Annotated in this window: 14 protein-coding genes and 1 other RNA gene; 13 read left to right on the top strand and 2 right to left on the bottom strand. The window is 72.9% G+C overall.

What is annotated here, in order from left to right; genetic code table 11:
- Positions 1-26 precede the first annotated feature (26 nt).
- The 3 genes from ACGH52_RS15320 (at position 27) to ssrA (ending at position 2,246) form a co-directional block, all read left to right on the top strand.
- Positions 27-1,214: a S41 family peptidase gene (locus ACGH52_RS15320; RefSeq protein WP_399939821.1), complete on the top strand. Its 1,188-nt coding sequence runs from the start codon at positions 27-29 to the stop codon at positions 1,212-1,214.
- A gap of 46 nt (positions 1,215-1,260) precedes the next feature.
- Positions 1,261-1,740 (top strand): SsrA-binding protein SmpB, encoded by a 480-nt coding sequence (gene smpB, locus ACGH52_RS15315; RefSeq protein ID WP_052841735.1) that lies wholly within the window; start codon positions 1,261-1,263, stop codon positions 1,738-1,740.
- A gap of 107 nt (positions 1,741-1,847) precedes the next feature.
- Positions 1,848-2,246, top strand: a transfer-messenger RNA (tmRNA) gene (ssrA, locus tag ACGH52_RS15310).
- Between the two features lie 162 nt (positions 2,247-2,408).
- On the opposite strand, the gene ACGH52_RS15305 is transcribed toward ssrA, so the two are convergent.
- Complete coding sequence (locus ACGH52_RS15305) at positions 2,409-3,704, bottom strand: MFS transporter (RefSeq protein ID WP_399939817.1); 1,296 nt, start codon at positions 3,702-3,704, stop codon at positions 2,409-2,411.
- Positions 3,705-3,787: 83 nt separating this feature from the next.
- Here ACGH52_RS15305 and ACGH52_RS15300 point away from each other — a divergent pair, with 83 nt between their 5' ends.
- The 7 genes from ACGH52_RS15300 to ACGH52_RS15270 all read left to right on the top strand — a co-directional run bounded on the left by ACGH52_RS15300 (position 3,788) and on the right by ACGH52_RS15270 (position 13,637).
- On the top strand, positions 3,788-4,759 hold the full coding sequence (locus ACGH52_RS15300; RefSeq protein ID WP_210976300.1) for a LysR family transcriptional regulator: 972 nt from the start codon (positions 3,788-3,790) through the stop codon (positions 4,757-4,759).
- A 673-nt stretch (positions 4,760-5,432) separates the two neighbouring features.
- Positions 5,433-6,305, top strand: a complete 873-nt coding sequence (locus ACGH52_RS15295; protein WP_399939814.1) for a hypothetical protein — start codon at positions 5,433-5,435, stop codon at positions 6,303-6,305.
- Positions 6,305-8,509: a polysaccharide deacetylase family protein gene (locus ACGH52_RS15290; protein WP_361465179.1), complete on the top strand. Its 2,205-nt coding sequence runs from the start codon at positions 6,305-6,307 to the stop codon at positions 8,507-8,509. Before ACGH52_RS15295 ends, ACGH52_RS15290 begins: the two co-directional genes overlap by 1 nt.
- The gene (locus tag ACGH52_RS15285) at positions 8,506-9,825 is read left to right on the top strand and encodes an acyltransferase (protein WP_399939811.1); all 1,320 of its coding nucleotides are present in this window, start codon (positions 8,506-8,508) and stop codon (positions 9,823-9,825) included. Before ACGH52_RS15290 ends, ACGH52_RS15285 begins: the two co-directional genes overlap by 4 nt.
- Positions 9,826-9,922: 97 nt before the next feature.
- A complete protein-coding gene (locus tag ACGH52_RS15280) occupies positions 9,923-10,849 on the top strand; it encodes a hypothetical protein (RefSeq protein ID WP_399939809.1) in 927 nt (308 codons plus the stop codon).
- A gap of 132 nt (positions 10,850-10,981) precedes the next feature.
- Positions 10,982-12,340, top strand: a complete 1,359-nt coding sequence (locus ACGH52_RS15275; protein ID WP_121700602.1) for a nitrate/nitrite transporter — start codon at positions 10,982-10,984, stop codon at positions 12,338-12,340.
- 109 nt (positions 12,341-12,449) lie between these two features.
- Positions 12,450-13,637 carry a uroporphyrinogen-III synthase gene (locus ACGH52_RS15270; RefSeq protein WP_247700633.1) on the top strand — a complete coding sequence of 396 codons (1,188 nt, stop codon included), beginning with the start codon at positions 12,450-12,452 and terminating at the stop codon, positions 13,635-13,637.
- Positions 13,638-13,659: 22 nt separating this feature from the next.
- Here ACGH52_RS15270 and ACGH52_RS15265 read toward each other — a convergent pair whose 3' ends face one another.
- Positions 13,660-14,706 (bottom strand): hypothetical protein, encoded by a 1,047-nt coding sequence (locus ACGH52_RS15265; RefSeq protein WP_399939804.1) that lies wholly within the window; start codon positions 14,704-14,706, stop codon positions 13,660-13,662.
- A 288-nt stretch (positions 14,707-14,994) separates the two neighbouring features.
- Between ACGH52_RS15265 and ACGH52_RS15260 the strand changes: the two genes are divergently transcribed.
- The 3 genes from ACGH52_RS15260 (at position 14,995) to rsuA (ending at position 17,165) form a co-directional block, all read left to right on the top strand.
- Positions 14,995-15,585, top strand: coding sequence for an ABATE domain-containing protein (locus ACGH52_RS15260; protein ID WP_059301596.1), 591 nt, complete (start codon positions 14,995-14,997; stop codon positions 15,583-15,585).
- A 195-nt stretch (positions 15,586-15,780) separates the two neighbouring features.
- Positions 15,781-16,305 (top strand): sigma-70 family RNA polymerase sigma factor, encoded by a 525-nt coding sequence (locus ACGH52_RS15255; protein WP_007450155.1) that lies wholly within the window; start codon positions 15,781-15,783, stop codon positions 16,303-16,305.
- Positions 16,306-16,376: 71 nt separating this feature from the next.
- On the top strand, positions 16,377-17,165 hold the full coding sequence (rsuA, locus tag ACGH52_RS15250; protein WP_121702081.1) for an anti-sigma U factor RsuA: 789 nt from the start codon (positions 16,377-16,379) through the stop codon (positions 17,163-17,165).
- Positions 17,166-17,208 lie beyond the last annotated feature (43 nt).

Genomic DNA, 17,208 nt, shown 5'->3' with positions numbered 1-17,208 from the left:
TTACGCGTTGTCCTAGACTCACCGGCATGTCAGGTCGTGACCTGTTCTGTCAGCCCCGTCGCGTGCGCCACGGGGCCGCCCTGACCTTGGTGTTCGCCGGCGTGCTCGTCGCGGGCGCGGCCACCGGCTCGCTCCCCGGGCCGGACCGGAAGTCCGCACCGGGCGCCGCCCGTTCGGCCGCCCCGGCCGGTCAGCAGGCCCGCCACGACGACGTGGCCCGCGCGGCGGCCGAGGCCATGGCCGACGGCAAGTCTCCCGTGGAGGCGGCCGAACGCGCGGTCAGCCGCAGCGGGGACCGCTGGGGCGCCGTCTACTCCGAGGGCGAGTACGAGGAGTTGGAGGACGCCCTCGACGGCCGGTACACCGGCGTCGGGCTCTCGGCGCGCCGCGAACGGGACGGCCGCATCGAGGTGACCAGGGTGCGCTCCGGCTCACCCGCCGCCGACGCCGGGATCCGCGAGGGCGACCGGCTGCGCAGCGTCGACGGCGAGAGAGTCGACGGGCGGCCCGTCACCGAGGTCGTCTCCATACTGCGCGGCGACGCCGAGCCGGAGCCCGCCGGCACCGCCGTCCGGCTGGGCCTGGAGCGCGGCACGCGCGCGTGGACCGAGACCGTGCGCCGCGCCCGGCTGTCCACGGACCCCGTGACCGTCCGCACGCCCGCCGACGGCCTCACCGTCGTCAAGGTCGCCTCCTTCACCAAGGGCGTCGGCGCGCAGGTGCGCGAGGCCGTGGCCCGGGTGCCCTCCGGCGCCGGGGTCGTCCTCGACCTGCGCGGCAACTCCGGCGGCCTGGTCACCGAGGCCGTCACCGCCGCCTCCGCCTTCCTCGACGGCGGCCTGGTCGCCACGTACGACGTCGACGGCGACCAGCGGGCCCTGCACGCCGAGAGCGGCGGTGACACCACCAGGCCCCTGGTCACGCTCGTCGACGGCGGCACGATGAGCGCGGCCGAGCTGCTCACCGGGGCGCTCCAGGACCGCGGCCGGGCGGTCGTCCTGGGCTCCCGCACCTTCGGCAAGGGCTCGGTGCAGATGCCGAGCCGGCTGCCCGGCGGCTCGGTGGCCGAGCTGACCGTCGGGCACTACCGCACCCCCTCCGGGCGCGGCGTCGACGGCACGGGCATCACGCCCGACCTGGAGGTCGACCCGACGGACGCGGCCGCCCTCGCGCGGGCCCGGACCGTGCTGAGCGGGCTCGGGCCGACCACGTAATCGGCTTTCCACCAGGCCCCTCCGTAGTGCCAAAATGGACCGCACTATGGCTAAGGAAAAAGGGCGCAAGCTGATCGCGCAGAACAAGAAGGCGCGGCACGACTACCAGATCCTCGACACCTACGAGGCCGGCCTCGTGCTGTCCGGTACCGAGGTGAAGTCGCTGCGCCAGGGGCGGGCCTCGCTGGCCGACGGATTCGTGCAGCTGGACGGTCACGAAGCGTGGCTGCACAACGTGCACGTGCCGGAGTACAGCCAGGGCACCTGGACCAACCACAGCGCCCGCCGCAAGCGGAAGCTGCTGCTGCACCGCGTGGAGATCGACAAGCTGGAGTCGAAGTCCCAGGAGACCGGTCACACGATCGTGCCGCTGGCGCTCTACTTCAAGGACGGGCGGGCCAAGGTCGAGATCGCGCTGGCACGCGGCAAGAAGGAGTACGACAAGCGGCAGACCCTCCGGGAGAAGCAGGACCGCCGCGAGGCGGAGCGGACGATCTCGGCGATCCGGCGCAAGCAGCGGGCCTGAGCCCCGCCAGGAATAGGCTGGCACCTGTACGCGTTGGTCACGTACGATGGTGCCTGCACCCCACAGAGGGTGCGCGCCCCTCTTCGGAGGACTTGAAAAATCAACATGGGGATGATCGGTTTCGACAGCGGCTGTCGAAGCAGGGGAAGCGTGTCGAGGAAGCGGCCATGATCTCGTAAACCACAGGCCGAAAAAATAATCGCCAACACCAAGCGCGATTCCTCCCAGCAGGCCTTCGCCCTCGCTGCCTGATCTCAGGTAGCGAAGCGAGCCTCCTACTAAGGGAGTGTCAGCCCGGGGCTGTTCCCGACCCGGATCCTGGCATCAGCTAGGGGACTAAACCTTGATCCCGGTCACGGGGTGAAGAGGGAAACCAAACAGTGACTGAGCCCGTCGGAGACTTGTCCGCGTGATCTCCGGGGCTGAGAAAATCGAAGCGGACTGCACACGGAGAAGCCCTGATTCCGCACCGTTGGACGCGGGTTCGATTCCCGCCATCTCCACGAGGTCGAGGGCGACGTGTGCTCGCGGTAAGCGCGAGCCACGTCGCCCTCGTCGTTTTTTGCGCGGCTGCGCCGCGCGCCGCGGGGGCTGCGCCACCCGCACCCCGTACGGAGGGAACCCCCTGGTCACCGGCACTCTGTCGGGGACCAGGGGGTTTTCCGCGTTCACAGGGTTCGCCGGGGTGGCAGCAGGGTCAGGAGAAGGGCCGTGGCCGCCGCTGTGACCGGGATGCCGTAGGCCGCGGTGGGGGAGAGGTGCTCCACCGTCCAGCCGCCCGCCGCGCTGCCGCAGGCGATGCCGCCGAGCAGGCCGGTCACCGCGAGGGTCATGCCCTCGTTCAGGCGGCCCTCCGGGGTGCGGTGCTGGACCAGCGTCATCGTGGTGACCATCGTCGGGGCCGTCGCCATCCCGCCGATCAGCAGGGTGAGCGCCAGCAGCGGCAGGGAGCCGCTGAGGGAGGCCGCGAGGAGCGGCAGCGTCAGCAGGGCGGTCATCGCGGCCACGCACCATGGCAGCCGGTGCTCGGCCGGTCCGGCGGGCTTGATCGCGCCGTAGAGCAGACCCGCCGCGCAGGAACCGGCCGCCTGCAGGGCGAGGACCACCCCGGCCGCCGCGCGGTGGCCCTGTGCGTCCGCGAAGGCGATGGTGACGACCTCCATGGCGCCGAACACCCCGCCCATCGCCAGGCACACCACGAGCAGCGACGGGATGCCCGGCGCCCGGAAGGGAGCCTTCGCCGTCGGGCGCGGCCGGGCCGGGGGCTCGGTCGAACGCCGGGCGGTGAACAGCAGCATGCCGGTCACCAGCAGCACCACGCCCACGAGCGTGCCCGCCTCCGGGAACAGCGCGGTGCACAGGAACGCCGCGAGGACCGGCCCGAGCATGAAGCACAGTTCGTCCGTGGCCTGTTCGAAGGAGTTCGCGGTGTGCAGCGCGTCGGCGTCCCCCTTCAGCAGGTGGGCCCACCGGGCGCGGGCCATGCCTCCGGTGTTGGGTGTCGTCGCGGTCGCGGTGTACGCGGCGAACAGGGTCCAGGCGGGCGCCCCGTACCGCACGCACAGCAGCAGCGCGACGGAGCCCAGCGCGGCGAACAGCGTGGCGGGTACGGCCACTCTGGCCTGGCCGTACCGGTCCACGAGCCGCGCGGTCCACGGGGCGACCAGCGCCGTCGCCGCAAGGCCGGTCGCGGTGACGGCGCCGGCGAGGGCGTAGGAACCACGGGTGCCGGCGATCATCACAACAGCGCTGACGCTGAACATGCCCATGGGCAGCCGGGCGATGAGATTCCCGATCGTGAACGCACGGGCGCCGGGCGTGGCCAGGAGGCGCCGGTACGGGCCGGGCGGCCGGCGCCGGACGCGGGGGCGGAAGTCGGCCGCGACCAGGGTGTCGGCGGTGACGGCCAGGAAGGGGGCGGGGTGAGGGGGACGGGAGCGGTGCGGGGGAGTCGGTTGCGGCATGCGTCCACCGTCGCCCGGGGGCGGTCAGGGGGTCCAACACCTACTCCGTGGCCATTCACGCACCGGAGTTGTAAATTCGCCGGATGCCCGCACCCGCGCACCTCGACCCCCGCCTCCTGCGCGCCTTCGTCGCCGTCGCCGAGGAGCTGCACTTCACCCGCGCCGCCGCCCGCCTCTACGTCGCCCAGCAGGCACTCAGCAGGGATGTGCGGCGCCTGGAGCGGGAGTTGGGTGCCGAACTGTTCGTCCGGACCACCCGGCAGGTGACGCCGACGGCCGACGGCGAGCGGCTGCTGCCGTACGCGCGCCGGGTCCTCCAGGCGCAGGACGACCTGCTGGCCGCCTTCGGGCAGGCCCGACCGCTGCTGGTCGACCTCAACTCCCCGGGTCTGGTCACCGGCCGCCTGGTCCTGGAGCGGGCCCGGGCGCTCGCGCCGGAGCAGGAGCTGATGGCGCGTTACGAGAGCGGACTGACCCACGCCGCGGGTGAACTGGTCGCGGGCCGCCTCGACGCCTCCTTCGGCCGGTTCGCGGGGCTGCCCGCCGCGCTGCGGGCCGGACTCGGCCACCAGCCGGTGCGCCTGGAGCCCATGGCGGTCGTCCTGCCCGAGGACCACCCGCTGGCCCGGCTGCCCGAGGTGCCGCTGACCGCACTCGCCGGAGAAGTCGTGTACGCCGGGGCCGGCAACCCGCGCACGCCGGAGTGGACCGACCTCGCGCACCGCCTGTTCGAGGGGCGCGGCATCCATGTGGCGCCCCCCGCGCCGCTGGCGGTCGGCGAGGAGGAGTTCCAGCGCATCATGGACAAGACGCGCAATCCGATCCTCGCCGTGGAGAGTTTTCCGGCCATGGCCGCGACCGTGGTGCGCCCCCTCGTCGACCCCGTGCCGCTGTCGCCGGTCTCGCTCGTGTGGCGAAAGGGGCTGGCGCATCCCGCGCTCGACGCGCTGCGCCGGGCGGCGTCGCAGGTCGCGACCGAAAAGGGTTGGTTGGAGGTCCCCGACGACGGATGGATTCCGGCCGTCGACGCCGCTGTGATGTGCGTCCACAAGTGACACTCGGCCACCACACATCCTCCGCGTGCGCTACATTCTTTGCCTGAGCACGGTGTGATACAGGGGGCGCTCGAACCTGGTGGGGGCCGGTTCGGCCGACGAGTGCTCGGAGTCGTATGCGCACCCGGAAGTGTCCCGTGGGGGGAAGTGCGCACGCGTGAAGAATTGGCAAAAAGACGCCCAACCGGAGTGGCCCGAGGCCGAGTCCGGAGCTCGTGATCTCCCGGAGGCGAGACGAGATGCTGACGCCACCGAGATGCTGCCCCCGACCCGCTCCCTGCCTCCGGCCGGGGAACCCCCGGTGACCGCGCCGGGTTCGGGGTGGTTCGGCGATCCCGGTGCGGGCCCGCGTGCCCGCGGGGGTTCCGACGCCGACCGTACGGAGGTCCTGGGCTCCCGAATAGGCGGCCTCCCTCCCCACGGACGAGGCCAGGGCCCGCTGGCCCAGGGGCGGATAACCTGGGGCACAACCGACCCGGCCGGGGCGACCCCCGGCCACGGCCGCGCGCCTGGCCCCCGCCCGCCCCACGGCACCGGCCACGGCCTCGGTCCCGGCACCCGTCCCGGCCCCGCCCCGGACCCCGACCGTACGGACGTCCTCCCGTCGGCCCCTCCCGCCGCCCCGGTCGCCCCCACCCGCGCCTTCCCCGCACCTGCCTCCCCGCCCTCGCCCGTGCCCCCGCCCGGCCCCGCCACCGCCGTACTCCGCGACCCCTGGCAGGAGTTGCCGGACGCGGAAGGCGACGCGGGCGCCGCCGCCGGGCACACCCACGACCCGCACGAGGTCACCGTCCAGCTCGACGCCGTCCACCTCGGCGACGGCGTGCTGCTGCGGGCCGACGGCGGACACCGCAAGAGCGGCCCGGAGGCCTCCGACGGGCCCGTCTTCGTCGACGCGTCCGGCCGCCGCAGCCGCCTGTACCGCCGCCTCGGCATCCTGGTCGGCGTCGCCTGCGCGGTCTACGCCGTCGTCATCGCCTCCACGCTGTTCTCCGGCAACTCCGACGCGCCGTGGAAGCCCGTACCGGGCCAGGAGGAGGGCGCACCGGCCGGTCGGGTCGACACCACTCCGCAGCCCTCCCGGTCGGCGCCGCCGCCCTCCGGCGCCGCGGCCCCGCAGGCCACGCCCTCGGCCGGCGCCGGGGCGGCGACCGAACCGGGCGACGAGGCACCCGCGTCCGGTACGTCCGGCGTGGCCGGCGGCTCCACGGAGCAGGCCGGTACGACCGTCGACCCCGAGTCCTCGGTGCCCGGGACCGACCGGACTCCGGGCGACGGCGGCGCGACCGGTCCCGACCCGACGCAGTCGACACAGGTCCCGCCCCCCGACAGCACGGACCCGTCGGCCCCGGCGGGCGGCAGCGGCACCTCCGTCGACCCGACCGGGCCCACCGGCGGCTCCACCACGGGCACCGACCCGGGGGCGGGCGGCTCCGACGGCGCGGCCCCCCTCGCCGGTCGGGCCGGCACACCCGTCGTGCTCGCCGGCCCCGGCGACATCTCCACGTCCCCTCCCCCTCCCCCGTCCCCGGAGAACCACCTCTGATGGCATCCCGCACCCGCCGTCACGGGGCCGCGCGCAGCGCCCGTGAGGGCTCCCGCCGTCGTGTGCCCCTGCGCCTGCTGCTCCCGCTGCTCCTCCTGGTCGCCCTGGCCGCGATGCTCATGCTGCGCGGCTACGTGCACAGCGAGATCCTCGCCGACCACCGCGTCCAGCCACCCGCCGCCACCACCCACGTTCCCGAGGAGATCCTGGAGGGCGGTCCGGTCATCGACACGCGCGGTGGCCGCACCGACAGCCTCAGCGTCCCCGACCACCGGCTCGTCCTCACCTTCGACGACGGCCCGGACCCGACCTGGACCCCGCGCGTCCTCGACGTGCTGAAGAAGCACGACGCGCACGCGGTCTTCTTCGTCACCGGCACCATGGCCTCCCGCTACCCCGACCTCGTCGAGCGCATGGTCGACGAGGGCCACGAGGTGGGCCTGCACACCTTCAACCACCCCGACCTCTCCTTCCAGTCCGAGAAGCGCATCGACTGGGAGCTGTCGCAGAACCAGCTGGCGATCACCGGCGCGGCCGGGGTGCGCACCTCGCTGTTCCGCCCGCCCTACTCCTCCTTCGCCGACGCCATGGACGACGAGTCCTGGCCGGTCACCGAGTACATCGGCAGCCGCGGCTACCTCACCGTCGTCAACAACACCGACAGCGAGGACTGGAAGAAGCCCGGCGTCGACGAGATCATCCGCCGCGCCACGCCGCACGGCGGCAAGGGCGCCATCGTCCTGATGCACGACTCCGGCGGCGACCGCCACCAGACCGTCCAGGCCCTGGACCGGTTCCTGCCCGACCTGAAGAAGAAGGGCTACGAGTTCGACAACCTCACCGAGGCCCTGGACGCGCCCAGCGCCATGACCCCGGTGACCGGTGCCGAGCTGTGGAAGGGCAAGGCGTGGGTCTTCCTGGTCCAGGCCTCGGAGCGGCTCACCGACATCCTGGTGGTGGGCCTGGCGATCATCGGCACGCTGGTCATCGGACGCTTCGCCCTGATGCTGCTGCTCTCCGGCGTGCACGCCCGCCGGGTGCGCCGCAGGCGCTTCCGCTGGGGACCGGCGGTCACCGAACCGGTCACGGTGCTGGTCCCGGCGTACAACGAGGCCAAGTGCATCGAGAACACGGTGCGTTCCCTGGTGGCGAGCGACCACCCGATCGAGGTCGTCGTCATCGACGACGGTTCCAGCGACGGCACCGCCCGCATCGTGGAGGGGCTCGGCCTGCCCGGCGTCCGGGTGATCCGGCAGCTCAACGCGGGCAAGCCCGCCGCGCTCAACCGGGGCCTGGCCAACGCCCGGCACGACATCGTCGTGATGATGGACGGCGACACCGTCTTCGAACCCTCCACCGTCCGCGAACTCGTCCAGCCCTTCGGCGACCCGAGGGTGGGCGCCGTCGCGGGCAACGCCAAGGTCGGCAACAAGGACAGCCTCATCGGCGCCTGGCAGCACATCGAGTACGTGATGGGCTTCAACCTGGACCGCCGGATGTACGACGTCCTCGGCTGCATGCCGACCATCCCCGGCGCGGTCGGCGCCTTCCGCCGCTCCGCCCTGGAGCCCATCGGCGGCATGAGCGACGACACGCTCGCCGAGGACACCGACGTCACCATGGCGCTGCACCGCGCCGGCTGGCGGGTCGTCTACGCCGAGAACGCCCGCGCCTGGACCGAGGCCCCGGAGTCCGTCAGCCAGCTGTGGTCCCAGCGCTACCGCTGGTCGTACGGCACCATGCAGGCGATCTGGAAGCACCGCCGCGCGGTGGTCGAGAAGGGCCCCTCGGGCCGCTTCGGCCGCGTGGGCCTGCCCTTCGTCTCGCTGTTCATGGTCGTGGCCCCGCTGCTGGCCCCGCTGATCGACGTCTTCCTGCTCTACGGCCTCGTCTTCGGCCCCACCGACAAGACGATCGTGGCCTGGCTCGGCGTCCTGGCCATCCAGGCGGTGTGCGCGGCGTACGCCTTCCGGCTCGACCGGGAGAAGCTGACCCCGCTCATCTCGCTGCCCCTCCAGCAGATCGTGTACCGCCAGATCATGTACGTGGTGCTGCTCCAGTCCTGGATCACGGCGCTCACCGGCGGCCGGCTGCGCTGGCAGAAGCTGCGGCGCAGCGGCGGCGTCTCCGCCCCGCCGCCCGGCGCCGACGGCGTCCCGTCCCAGCGGCGGTCCGGCGCCATGGACGGGAGGCCGGTCGGATGACCACCCCGCCGTACGACCCGACGCGGCCGGTCCCCGCGCCCGCCATGCCCGCCCCGGCCCCGCCCGGTCCGACCCGGAGCGCCCCGCACCCGACCGCACCGCACCCGGTCGTCGGCGCGGACACCGCCGTACCGGTGACGCCCGAGCCGAAGCGGGCCCGGCGCGCTCCCGTGCGCGACCGGTACTTCGACCTGCTGCGGGCGGTGGCCCTCTTCCGCGTGGTCCTCTACCACCTGATGGGCTGGGCCTGGCTGCCGGTGGTGTTCCCGTCCATGGGCGTGATGTTCGCCCTCGCGGGCAACCTGATGGCCCGCAGTCTCGAGCGGCCGGCCGTCCAGGTCGTCCGCAGCCGCATGCGCCGCCTGCTGCCTCCGCTGTGGCTGCTGGGCGCGGTGGGCGTGACCGGCATGCTGCTGCAGGGCTGGGGACCGGGCGACGAAGGGCACCCGGGCTGGTGGTGGCTCCACCTCTTCTTCTGGGTCCTGCCGCTGAGCGACCCGCCCTTCGCCGCGAGCCTGCCGGGCGTCCACGGCGTCCTCGGCGAGGACTGGGCCGCGGAACTCGCCGGGCCGCTCTGGTACATCCGCGCCTACCTCTGGTACGTCCTGCTCTCCCCGTTCCTGCTGCGCGCGCTGCGGGCCCTGCCGTGGCCGACGATCCTCGCGCCGCTCGCGCTGTCGGCCGCCTTCCAGTTCGGCTACCTCGACCTGCCGGGCGAGCGCGTTCCGTCCGAACTCACCGACTTCAGCACCTTCGGCGCCTGCTGGATCCTCGGCATGGCCCACCAGCAAGGCATCCTGAAACGGCTGCCGAGCTACGTCGTGCCCTCTGTCGCCCCGGTGATCGCCGCGCTGGGCCTGTGGTACGCCTTCCGGGAGGGCTTCAGGACCGGGTACGACCTGGACTCCATCCCCTTCGCGCAGGCCGTCTGGTCCTTCGCGACGGTGCTGCTGCTCCTGCACGTCAGCCCGTCGTGGACCGAGTGGCCGCGCCGGCTGCGCCGCTGGGACCGGCTGATCACCCTGCTCAACTCCCGCGCGGTGACCGTCTACCTGTGGCACAACGTCTGCATCCTCGTCGCGGCCACGCTGTGGGACCGGCTGTGGGGCTTCGACGTCCTGGGCGAGCACGTCCCGTGGCTGCTGGAGAGTTCCTGGCCGGTCCTGGCCGTCGCCTGGCTGCTGATCGGGAGCTGCGTCGTCTGGTTCGGCTGGATGGAGGACGTGGCCGCCAAGCGCCCGCCCCGGCTGTGGCCGGACGGCGGCAGGCGCCCGGCACCGAAGCGGTCCAGGGCCCGTGCCGCGCACCGGGGCTGAGGCACACCGGGGCTGACGGCTGTCGGCCCGCCGTGCGAGACTGCCCCGGTTGCGGACGTGAACAGGGTGGCGTGAGCCGGTCAGGGGGAGCAGCGGGATGAGCAAGCGGCAGACACAGAAGATGCTGCAGTTGATGGCGAGCGGGGAGCCGGTCCAGCTCACCAGCCGGATGTCGTCCGTGAAGAAGCTCGCCAAGCTCGCCTTCGTCGCCCAGCAGTTCGGGTACGAGTACGCCGACGTGCGCCAGAGCGGCGGGAACAACGCGGCGCTCACCATGCTGCTGGTCCCCGACCCCGGCCCGCAGGCCCGCACCCGGGCGGCGCAGAACTGGGCGCAGTACCCGAACGCCGGTGACGGCGTGTCGCTGCCGCCGCTCGTGCCGGACGCCTTCGAACTCCTCAAGGCGCGGATCAACTTCGACCTCACCGGCAAGAACGCCCAGAAGAACATGGGCTACGGCGCGCTCGGCGGCACCGTCGCGTGTGCGGTCCTCGCCTTCCGCGAGGGCGGTTCGTCCGACGACTTCGTCCTCTCCGGGATCATCTGGGTGGTCCTCATGGCGGCCCTGGGCCTCGGCTTCCTCGTCACCCGCAAGCGCAACGCCAAGTTCGCGGCCCGGCTGCAGGCCGCCGGGTTCGTGCCGATGGCCGACGAGACGGGACGGGTGCGGTACCTGCCGCCCGGCGGTCAGCTGCCGGGGCACGGGAACCCGTTCGGCGGCCCCGCACCCGGCGGCTACGGACAGCCGGCCCCCGGCCCGTACGCCCCCCAGCCGCCGCAGCAGCAGCCGTACGGTGCGCCGCCGCAGGCCCAACCGTACGCACCGCAGCCGGTCCCGCAGGCCCACCAGCCCTACGCACCCCCGCAGCCCCACCAGCCCTACCCGCCGCAGCAGCCCCCGCAGCCCTACGGCCAGCCGCAGCAGCAGCCGTACGGCGGGCCGCCGCAGGCCCAGCAGCCCTACCCGCCGCAGGCCCACCCGCAGCAGAACCCGCACTGGCAGCCCCGGCCCCCGCAGGGCTGACCGCGATCTCTCACCCCGCACCGGCGCCGGGTGAGAGCAACGTTCCCTTCCGGTCATCCACAGCCCCACCGGCCCGAAACGCGTCCTGCCTAGCGTCGGCGCAACCGAGCTGTGGAGCACCGTGGAGGCGCGATGAAAGCCCGTGGCGGACGCTGGATCGAGCACTGGGATCCGGAGAACGAGACCTTCTGGAAGGAGACGGGACGGCGAACGGCCCGGCGGAACCTGTTCTTCTCCGTGCTCTCCGAGCACATCGGGTTCTCCGTCTGGACGCTGTGGTCCGTACTGGTGCTCTTCATGGGCCCGGAGTACGGGCTGTCACCCGCCGACAAGTTCCTGCTGACGTCCGTGGTGACCCTGGTCGGCGCCGTCGTGCGGGTGCCCTACACCTTCGCCGTCGCGGTCTTCGGCGGCCGCAACTGGACGATCGTCTCGGCGAGCATGCTCCTGGTCCCGACGGTCGCGGCCTTCGTCGTGATGGAGCCCGGGACGTCCTTCTCGACGTTCCTGCTGATCGGGCTGCTGGCCGGGATCGGCGGCGGCAACTTCGCCTCGTCCATGACCAACATCAACGCCTTCTTCCCGCTCAGGGAGAAGGGGTGGGCGCTGGGCCTCAACGCCGGCGGCGGAAACGTCGGCGTGCCCGTCATCCAGCTCGTCGCCCTCGCGATCATCGGGGCGAGCGGTGGGCCACGGGTGCTGCTGGGCATCTACATCCCGCTGATCCTCGTCGCCGCCGTCCTCGCCGCGCGCTTCATGGACAACCTCACCACGGTGAGGAACGACACCGGAGCCGCCAAGGACGCGGCCCGGGAGGCCCACACCTGGATCATGTCGGTGCTGTACGTCGGCACCTTCGGCTCGTTCATCGGCTACAGCTTCGCCTTCGGACAGGTGCTGACGACCCAGTTCGGGCGGACGCCGCTCCAGGCCGCGTACCTCACCTTCATCGGCCCGCTGCTCGGTTCCCTCGTCCGTCCGCTGGGCGGGAGGCTGGCCGACCGGTACGGCGGTTCGAAAATCACCCTGTGGAACTTCGTCGCCATGGCCGCCGCCACCGCGGTGCTCGTCCTGGCCAGCATGGAGAAGTCGCTCGCGCTGTTCGTGACCGTGTTCGTGGCGCTGTTCGTGCTCAGCGGGCTCGGCAACGGCTCGACGTTCAAGATGATCCCGGGCATCTTCCACTCCAAGGCGCTGGCCCGCGGGCTGACGGGTGAGGAGGCCGTACTGCACGGACGGCGCCTGTCGGGCGCGTCGATGGGGCTGATCGGTGCGGTGGGCGGCCTCGGGGGCGTCGGGATCAACCTCGCCTTCCGCCAGTCCTTCCTCTCCTCCGGATCGGGAACCGGTGCCTTCGTCGCCTTTCTGGCCTTCTACGCCGTGTGCATCGTGGTGACCTGGGCGGTATACCTCCGCCGCCCCGCGGCGCAGGGCGGGACGGCGGCGGGAGCGGCGAAGACGGAGGCCCGGCTCAGCTATGCCGAGGTGTGACGTAACACTGGTGACATGCGGCGGAACCGAGCCTGTCACGCACGGTTGACAGGCTCGGTCGCCACGTGACTGTGCGCGTGGACGGGAACGGATCGGAGCGCGGCGAGCGATGGACGACGTAAGCGAGGTGGGCGGCGTGGGCGGCGTGGGCGACGCACCGCAGCGACCCGGCCACGGCCCGCTGGCCGGGTTCACCGTGGGCGTGACCGCCGCCCGCCGGGCCGACGAACTGGGCGCGCTGCTCCAGCGGCGCGGTGCCAGCGTCCTGCACGCACCGGCGCTGCGGATCGTGCCGCTGGCCGACGACGGCGAGCTGATGGCCGCGACCGAACGCATCGTCGACCAGGCACCGGACGTCGTCGTCGCCACCACCGCCATCGGGTTCCGGGGCTGGATCGAGGCCGCCGACGGCTGGGGGCTCGGCGAGGCCCTGCTGGCGCGGCTGCGCACGGTGGAGCTGCTGGCGCGCGGGCCCAAGGTCAAGGGCGCGGTGCGGGCCGCGGGACTGACCGAGCGGTGGTCGCCCGCCTCGGAGTCCATGGCCGAGGTCCTGGACCGGCTCCTGGAGCAGGGCGTGGAGGGCCGCCGGATCGCCGTACAACTGCACGGTGAGCCGCTGCCGGGGTTCGTGGAGGCGTTGCGGGAGGGCGGCGCCGAGGTGCTGGGCGTGCCCGTGTACCGGTGGCTGCCGCCGGAGGACCTCGGCCCCGTGGACCGGCTGCTGGACGCCGCCGTGTCGCGGGGCGTGGACGCCGTGACCTTCACCAGCGCGCCCGCCGCGGTCTCCCTGCTGGGCCGGGCCGAGGAGCGGGGCCTGCTGCCGGAGCTGCTCGCCGCGTTCGGCCACGATGTGCTGCCCGCCTGCGTCGGCCCGGTCACCGCGGTGCCGCTCCAGGCGCACGGCGTCGACACGAGCCGGCCGGAGCGCTTCCGGCTCGGGCCCCTCGTCCAACTGCTGTGCCAGGAGCTGCCGGCCCGCGCCCGTGCCCTGCCGGTCGCCGGGCACCGGCTGGAGATCCGCGGCCACGCGGTGCTCGTCGACGGGGAGTTGCGGACCGTGCCGCCCGCCGGCATGTCCCTGCTGCGCACGCTCGCCCGGCGGCCCGGCTGGGTCGTGCCCCGCGCGGAGCTGCTGCGCGCCCTGCCGGGCACCGGCCGCGACGAGCACGCCGTCGAGACGGCCATGGCCCGCCTGCGCACGTCCCTCGGCACCCCGAAGCTGATCCAGACGGTGGTGAAACGCGGCTACCGCCTCGCCCTGGACCCGGCCACGGACGCCAAGTACACGGACGGGTGATCCGGCGCGGGCGGTGCGCCGGTCAGCGGGAGTCGACCATGCGGTACTCGAGGGCGGTCACCCGGGGCTTGCCCGCGGGGTCCAGCACGGCGAGCCCCTGGCCCTGGAACTCGTCGGTGACCACGTCCCGCTTGGTGCCGTCGTAGAGGGACTCCTCCTCGGTGGGGGTGATGTCGAAGCCGCTCATGTACCGCGGCTTGAGCATCAGCTCGTTCGTGTGCGCGGTCGGGAAGACGGTGAGCGTCTTCCCGTCGGCGAGACGCAGCGCGTACACCTTCGGGTGGGCCGGCTGTGCGGCGAAGAACTTCTTGGTCGCGTACGCCTTCACGTCGTCGTCCGGGCCCTCCTTGGAGATCTTCACCGAGGTCCTGGAGGTGTCGGTCGACGCGAACGTCCTGGCGGCCTTCTCCTTGCCGCCCGTCTCGAAGAAGTCCTCGTACGCCTCGCCGAGCCGGTCGGGGGCGAGCGCGCCGACCTTCTTCGACGGGTCGGCGGGCGTGACGAATCCCTGCTCGTCGACGGCGACCTCGGGGATCGGGCCCTCGTCGGCGTAGACCGCCATGGTCATCCGGTAGGTGTCGCCGCCCTCCTTGTCGAAGACCAGCAGCGCCCCCTCGCCGTCCGGGTCGGCGCTCGCCCGGGTCTTGACGGCGAACCAGGTCACCCCGCTGTCGGCGGCCGGGATCAGGTACTCGCGCTTCGTGTAGTGGAACGAGGACGCGTACTCCTTCTGGTCCTTCTTCGACCAGGTCTTCCACTGCGTGTAGTCGGCCTTGGACTGCTCGTGGAGCTGTCCGGCCTCCACCGTGCCCAGGAGCTTCTCGTCGCGCTTCGCGTTCGCCCGGTTGTTCACCTGCTCGTAGGTGTCGACCACCTTCTCGGCCGCCTGCTCGGTGACAAGGCCCTGGCGGGCGGCCTCCTCGCTCCTGGCGGGCGCGTCGTCGGTGTCCTTGGCGTCCTCGTCCGAGCCGCCGCCGCAGGCGGTGAGGGTGACGGCGGCGGTCACACCGACGGCGAGCGTGGTCAGACGGCGCAGCCGGGCGGACCGGCCGGTGGGGCGGCGGTACATGGGCGGGGTTCCTCCTCGCGGAACGGCGGACGTGGGAGGCCGACGGCCGCGCCACGGCCCGGCCGCGCCGGCCCCCGGACACCCGCCTCACGGTATAAGGCGCCCTCCGGGGCGCCGAGTTGGGGTGAACGGCGGCCTCGCACCGCGCGGAGACCGTCGTACCGCCACCGGGTCCGGTGGTACGAGGGGTTCCGGGCGCGGAGACGGGCAGGCACTGTAAGAGGGAGCGGTTCCCCTGCTCCCCTCTCCGGCCCGCCCCACCGGGCCACCCAAGGCGGTGACAGGAACATGGCACTGGGTACGGCCACCGACCCGTACGAGCTGCGCTTCGACACCGGGCGGATCTGTCTGGACCTCATCGCCACCACCCACCCCGCGGAACGCCTCGACTCCCTGGACGCGCTGCGCGCCTGGATCACCGGCTCCGGACTCGTCCCGCCCGGCACCCCGCTGGCCCACGCCGACCCCTCCTGGCTGACCGCCTTCCGCGAACTGCGCGGCGAGACCGCGCGGTTGGTGCGCACCCGGCCGGTGCCCCGCACCCGCCCCTGGGACCTCGCCCTCGCCCGCGTCAACGACCTCGCCCTCGCCGCGCCCCCCGCGCCCCGCGCGGTGCCCGGCGAGGACGGCGCCCTGGTGCGGGAGCTGACCGGGCCGCCGCGCTGCGCCGCGCTGCTCGGCGCCCTCGCCCGGGACGCCGTGGAACTGCTCACCGACCCCGTCGCGCGGGCGAGCCTGAGGCAGTGCGCGGGCGACAACTGCCCCATCGTGTACGTCGACACCTCCCGCGGTCGCCGCCGCCGCTGGTGCTCCAGCGAGATCTGCGGCAACCGCGAGCGCGTCGCCCGCCACCGCCGCCGGGCCGCCCTCGCCCGGTAAGTACCCCTAGCGTCCCTCGCGCCCCGTTCGTCACACCGCCCCCGGGAAATCTTTCATCTCGTTTTGAACACGCCGCACTTGGCGTCCGTACCGGATGGGCGAGCGACCGACTGGGGGATCCCCCGGACACCGGAGGTGGGCGTGCGCAAGGATTCCGTCGTGGCCAACGAACGTGGTGCGAGGGCCCGACATCGCATGTCGCAGTCGTCCTCGGAACCCGACGAGGAGCTGATGCGCGCGCTGTACCGCGAGCACGCCGGCCCCTTGCTCGCCTACGTGCTGCGGCTGGTCGCGGGGGACCGCCAGCGCGCCGAGGACGTCGTCCAGGAGACGCTCATCCGTGCCTGGAAGAACGCCGGTCAGCTCAACCGTGCGACCGGATCGGTACGCCCCTGGCTGGTGACGGTCGCCCGGCGCATCGTCATCGACGGCCACCGCAGCCGGCAGGCCCGGCCGCAGGAGGTCGATCCGTCGCCGCTGGAGGTCATCCCCGCGGAGGACGAGATCGACAAGGCGCTGTGGCTGATGACGCTGTCGGACGCGCTCGACGACCTGACCCCGGCCCACCGGGAGGTCCTCGTCGAGACGTACTTCAAGGGGCGTACCGTCAATGAGGCGGCGCAGACACTGGGCATACCCAGCGGCACCGTTCGCTCTCGGGTGTTCTACGCCCTGCGTTCGATGAAGCTGGCTCTGGAGGAGCGGGGGGTGACGGCGTGATGAGCGGGTACGGGGGCGCTCAGGGATTCGGCGGGGGATTCGGCCCGGGGGACACGGGTAATCCTGTCCCCATGCAGGGATCACCGGCGCCGAACGAGCACGAGACCGTCGGCGCCTACGCCCTCGGGATCCTCGACGACGCCGAGGCGACGGCCTTCGAGGCCCACCTCGCCACCTGCGAGTGGTGCGCCCAGCAGCTCGACGAACTGGCCGGCATGGAGCCGATGATGGCGGCGCTCGCCGACCTGCCGGGCACCGGTACGCCCGCGATCGCCGAGTCGCTCGCGGCGAAGCCCAGCCCACGGCTGTCGGAGAAGCTCGTCGACGAGGTCGCCGAACGCCGCGCGAGCAAGCGCCGCCGCAACTTCTACCTGGTGGGCACCGCGGCCGCGCTGATCATCGGCGGCCCGTTCGCCGCCGTGGCGACCACGGGCGGCGGCGGTGGCGACGACGACGGAGGCGGCGGCCGCAGGGCCGAGGCGACGCAGCAGGCCGCGAGCCCGGCCGAGTCCGCCTTCGCCGCCATGCCGGACCGGGTCACCGCCACCGACCCGGCCACCCAGGTCAGCGCGACCGTGGCGCTGGAGAAGAAGGCCTGGGGCACCGAGACGGTCCTGGAGCTGAAGAACCTCAAGGGCCCCCAGAAGTGCTCCCTGATCGCCGTCGGCAAGAACGGCGAGCGGGAGACGCTCACCTCCTGGACGGTCCCCGACTGGGGCTACGGCATACCGGGCGCCACCACCGAGAAGGGCAAGAAGCCGCTCTACGTGCACGGCGGCGCCGCCTTCGAACCCAACCAGATCTCCCACTTCGAGGTCATGACCTTCGACGGGAAGCGACTGGTGGAGGTCGACGCGTAGCGCCGACACCAGGCGCGGCGTAGCTTCCCGGGCCCCCTTCGCG

The organism is Streptomyces sp. BBFR25, assembly GCF_044590125.1.
In the GTDB taxonomy this organism is placed as follows: Bacteria; Actinomycetota; Actinomycetes; order Streptomycetales; family Streptomycetaceae; genus Streptomyces; species Streptomyces canus_D.
This window is presented reverse-complemented; position numbering and strand designations above follow the sequence as displayed.

What these genes read in the sequence shown, in the direction of transcription:
- ACGH52_RS15320 (WP_399939821.1), top strand. Translation starts at nt 27, where the DNA reads ATGTCAGGTCGTGACCTGTTCTGTCAGCCCCGTCGCGTGCGCCACGGG.
- smpB (WP_052841735.1), top strand. Translation starts at nt 1,261, where the DNA reads ATGGCTAAGGAAAAAGGGCGCAAGCTGATCGCGCAGAACAAGAAGGCG.
- ACGH52_RS15305 (WP_399939817.1), bottom strand. Translation starts at nt 3,704, where the DNA reads ATGCCGCAACCGACTCCCCCGCACCGCTCCCGTCCCCCTCACCCCGCC.
- ACGH52_RS15300 (WP_210976300.1), top strand. Translation starts at nt 3,788, where the DNA reads ATGCCCGCACCCGCGCACCTCGACCCCCGCCTCCTGCGCGCCTTCGTC.
- ACGH52_RS15290 (WP_361465179.1), top strand. Translation starts at nt 6,305, where the DNA reads ATGGCATCCCGCACCCGCCGTCACGGGGCCGCGCGCAGCGCCCGTGAG.
- ACGH52_RS15285 (WP_399939811.1), top strand. Translation starts at nt 8,506, where the DNA reads ATGACCACCCCGCCGTACGACCCGACGCGGCCGGTCCCCGCGCCCGCC.
- ACGH52_RS15280 (WP_399939809.1), top strand. Translation starts at nt 9,923, where the DNA reads ATGAGCAAGCGGCAGACACAGAAGATGCTGCAGTTGATGGCGAGCGGG.
- ACGH52_RS15275 (WP_121700602.1), top strand. Translation starts at nt 10,982, where the DNA reads ATGAAAGCCCGTGGCGGACGCTGGATCGAGCACTGGGATCCGGAGAAC.
- ACGH52_RS15270 (WP_247700633.1), top strand. Translation starts at nt 12,450, where the DNA reads ATGGACGACGTAAGCGAGGTGGGCGGCGTGGGCGGCGTGGGCGACGCA.
- ACGH52_RS15265 (WP_399939804.1), bottom strand. Translation starts at nt 14,706, where the DNA reads ATGTACCGCCGCCCCACCGGCCGGTCCGCCCGGCTGCGCCGTCTGACC.
- ACGH52_RS15260 (WP_059301596.1), top strand. Translation starts at nt 14,995, where the DNA reads ATGGCACTGGGTACGGCCACCGACCCGTACGAGCTGCGCTTCGACACC.
- ACGH52_RS15255 (WP_007450155.1), top strand. Translation starts at nt 15,781, where the DNA reads ATGTCGCAGTCGTCCTCGGAACCCGACGAGGAGCTGATGCGCGCGCTG.
- rsuA (WP_121702081.1), top strand. Translation starts at nt 16,377, where the DNA reads ATGCAGGGATCACCGGCGCCGAACGAGCACGAGACCGTCGGCGCCTAC.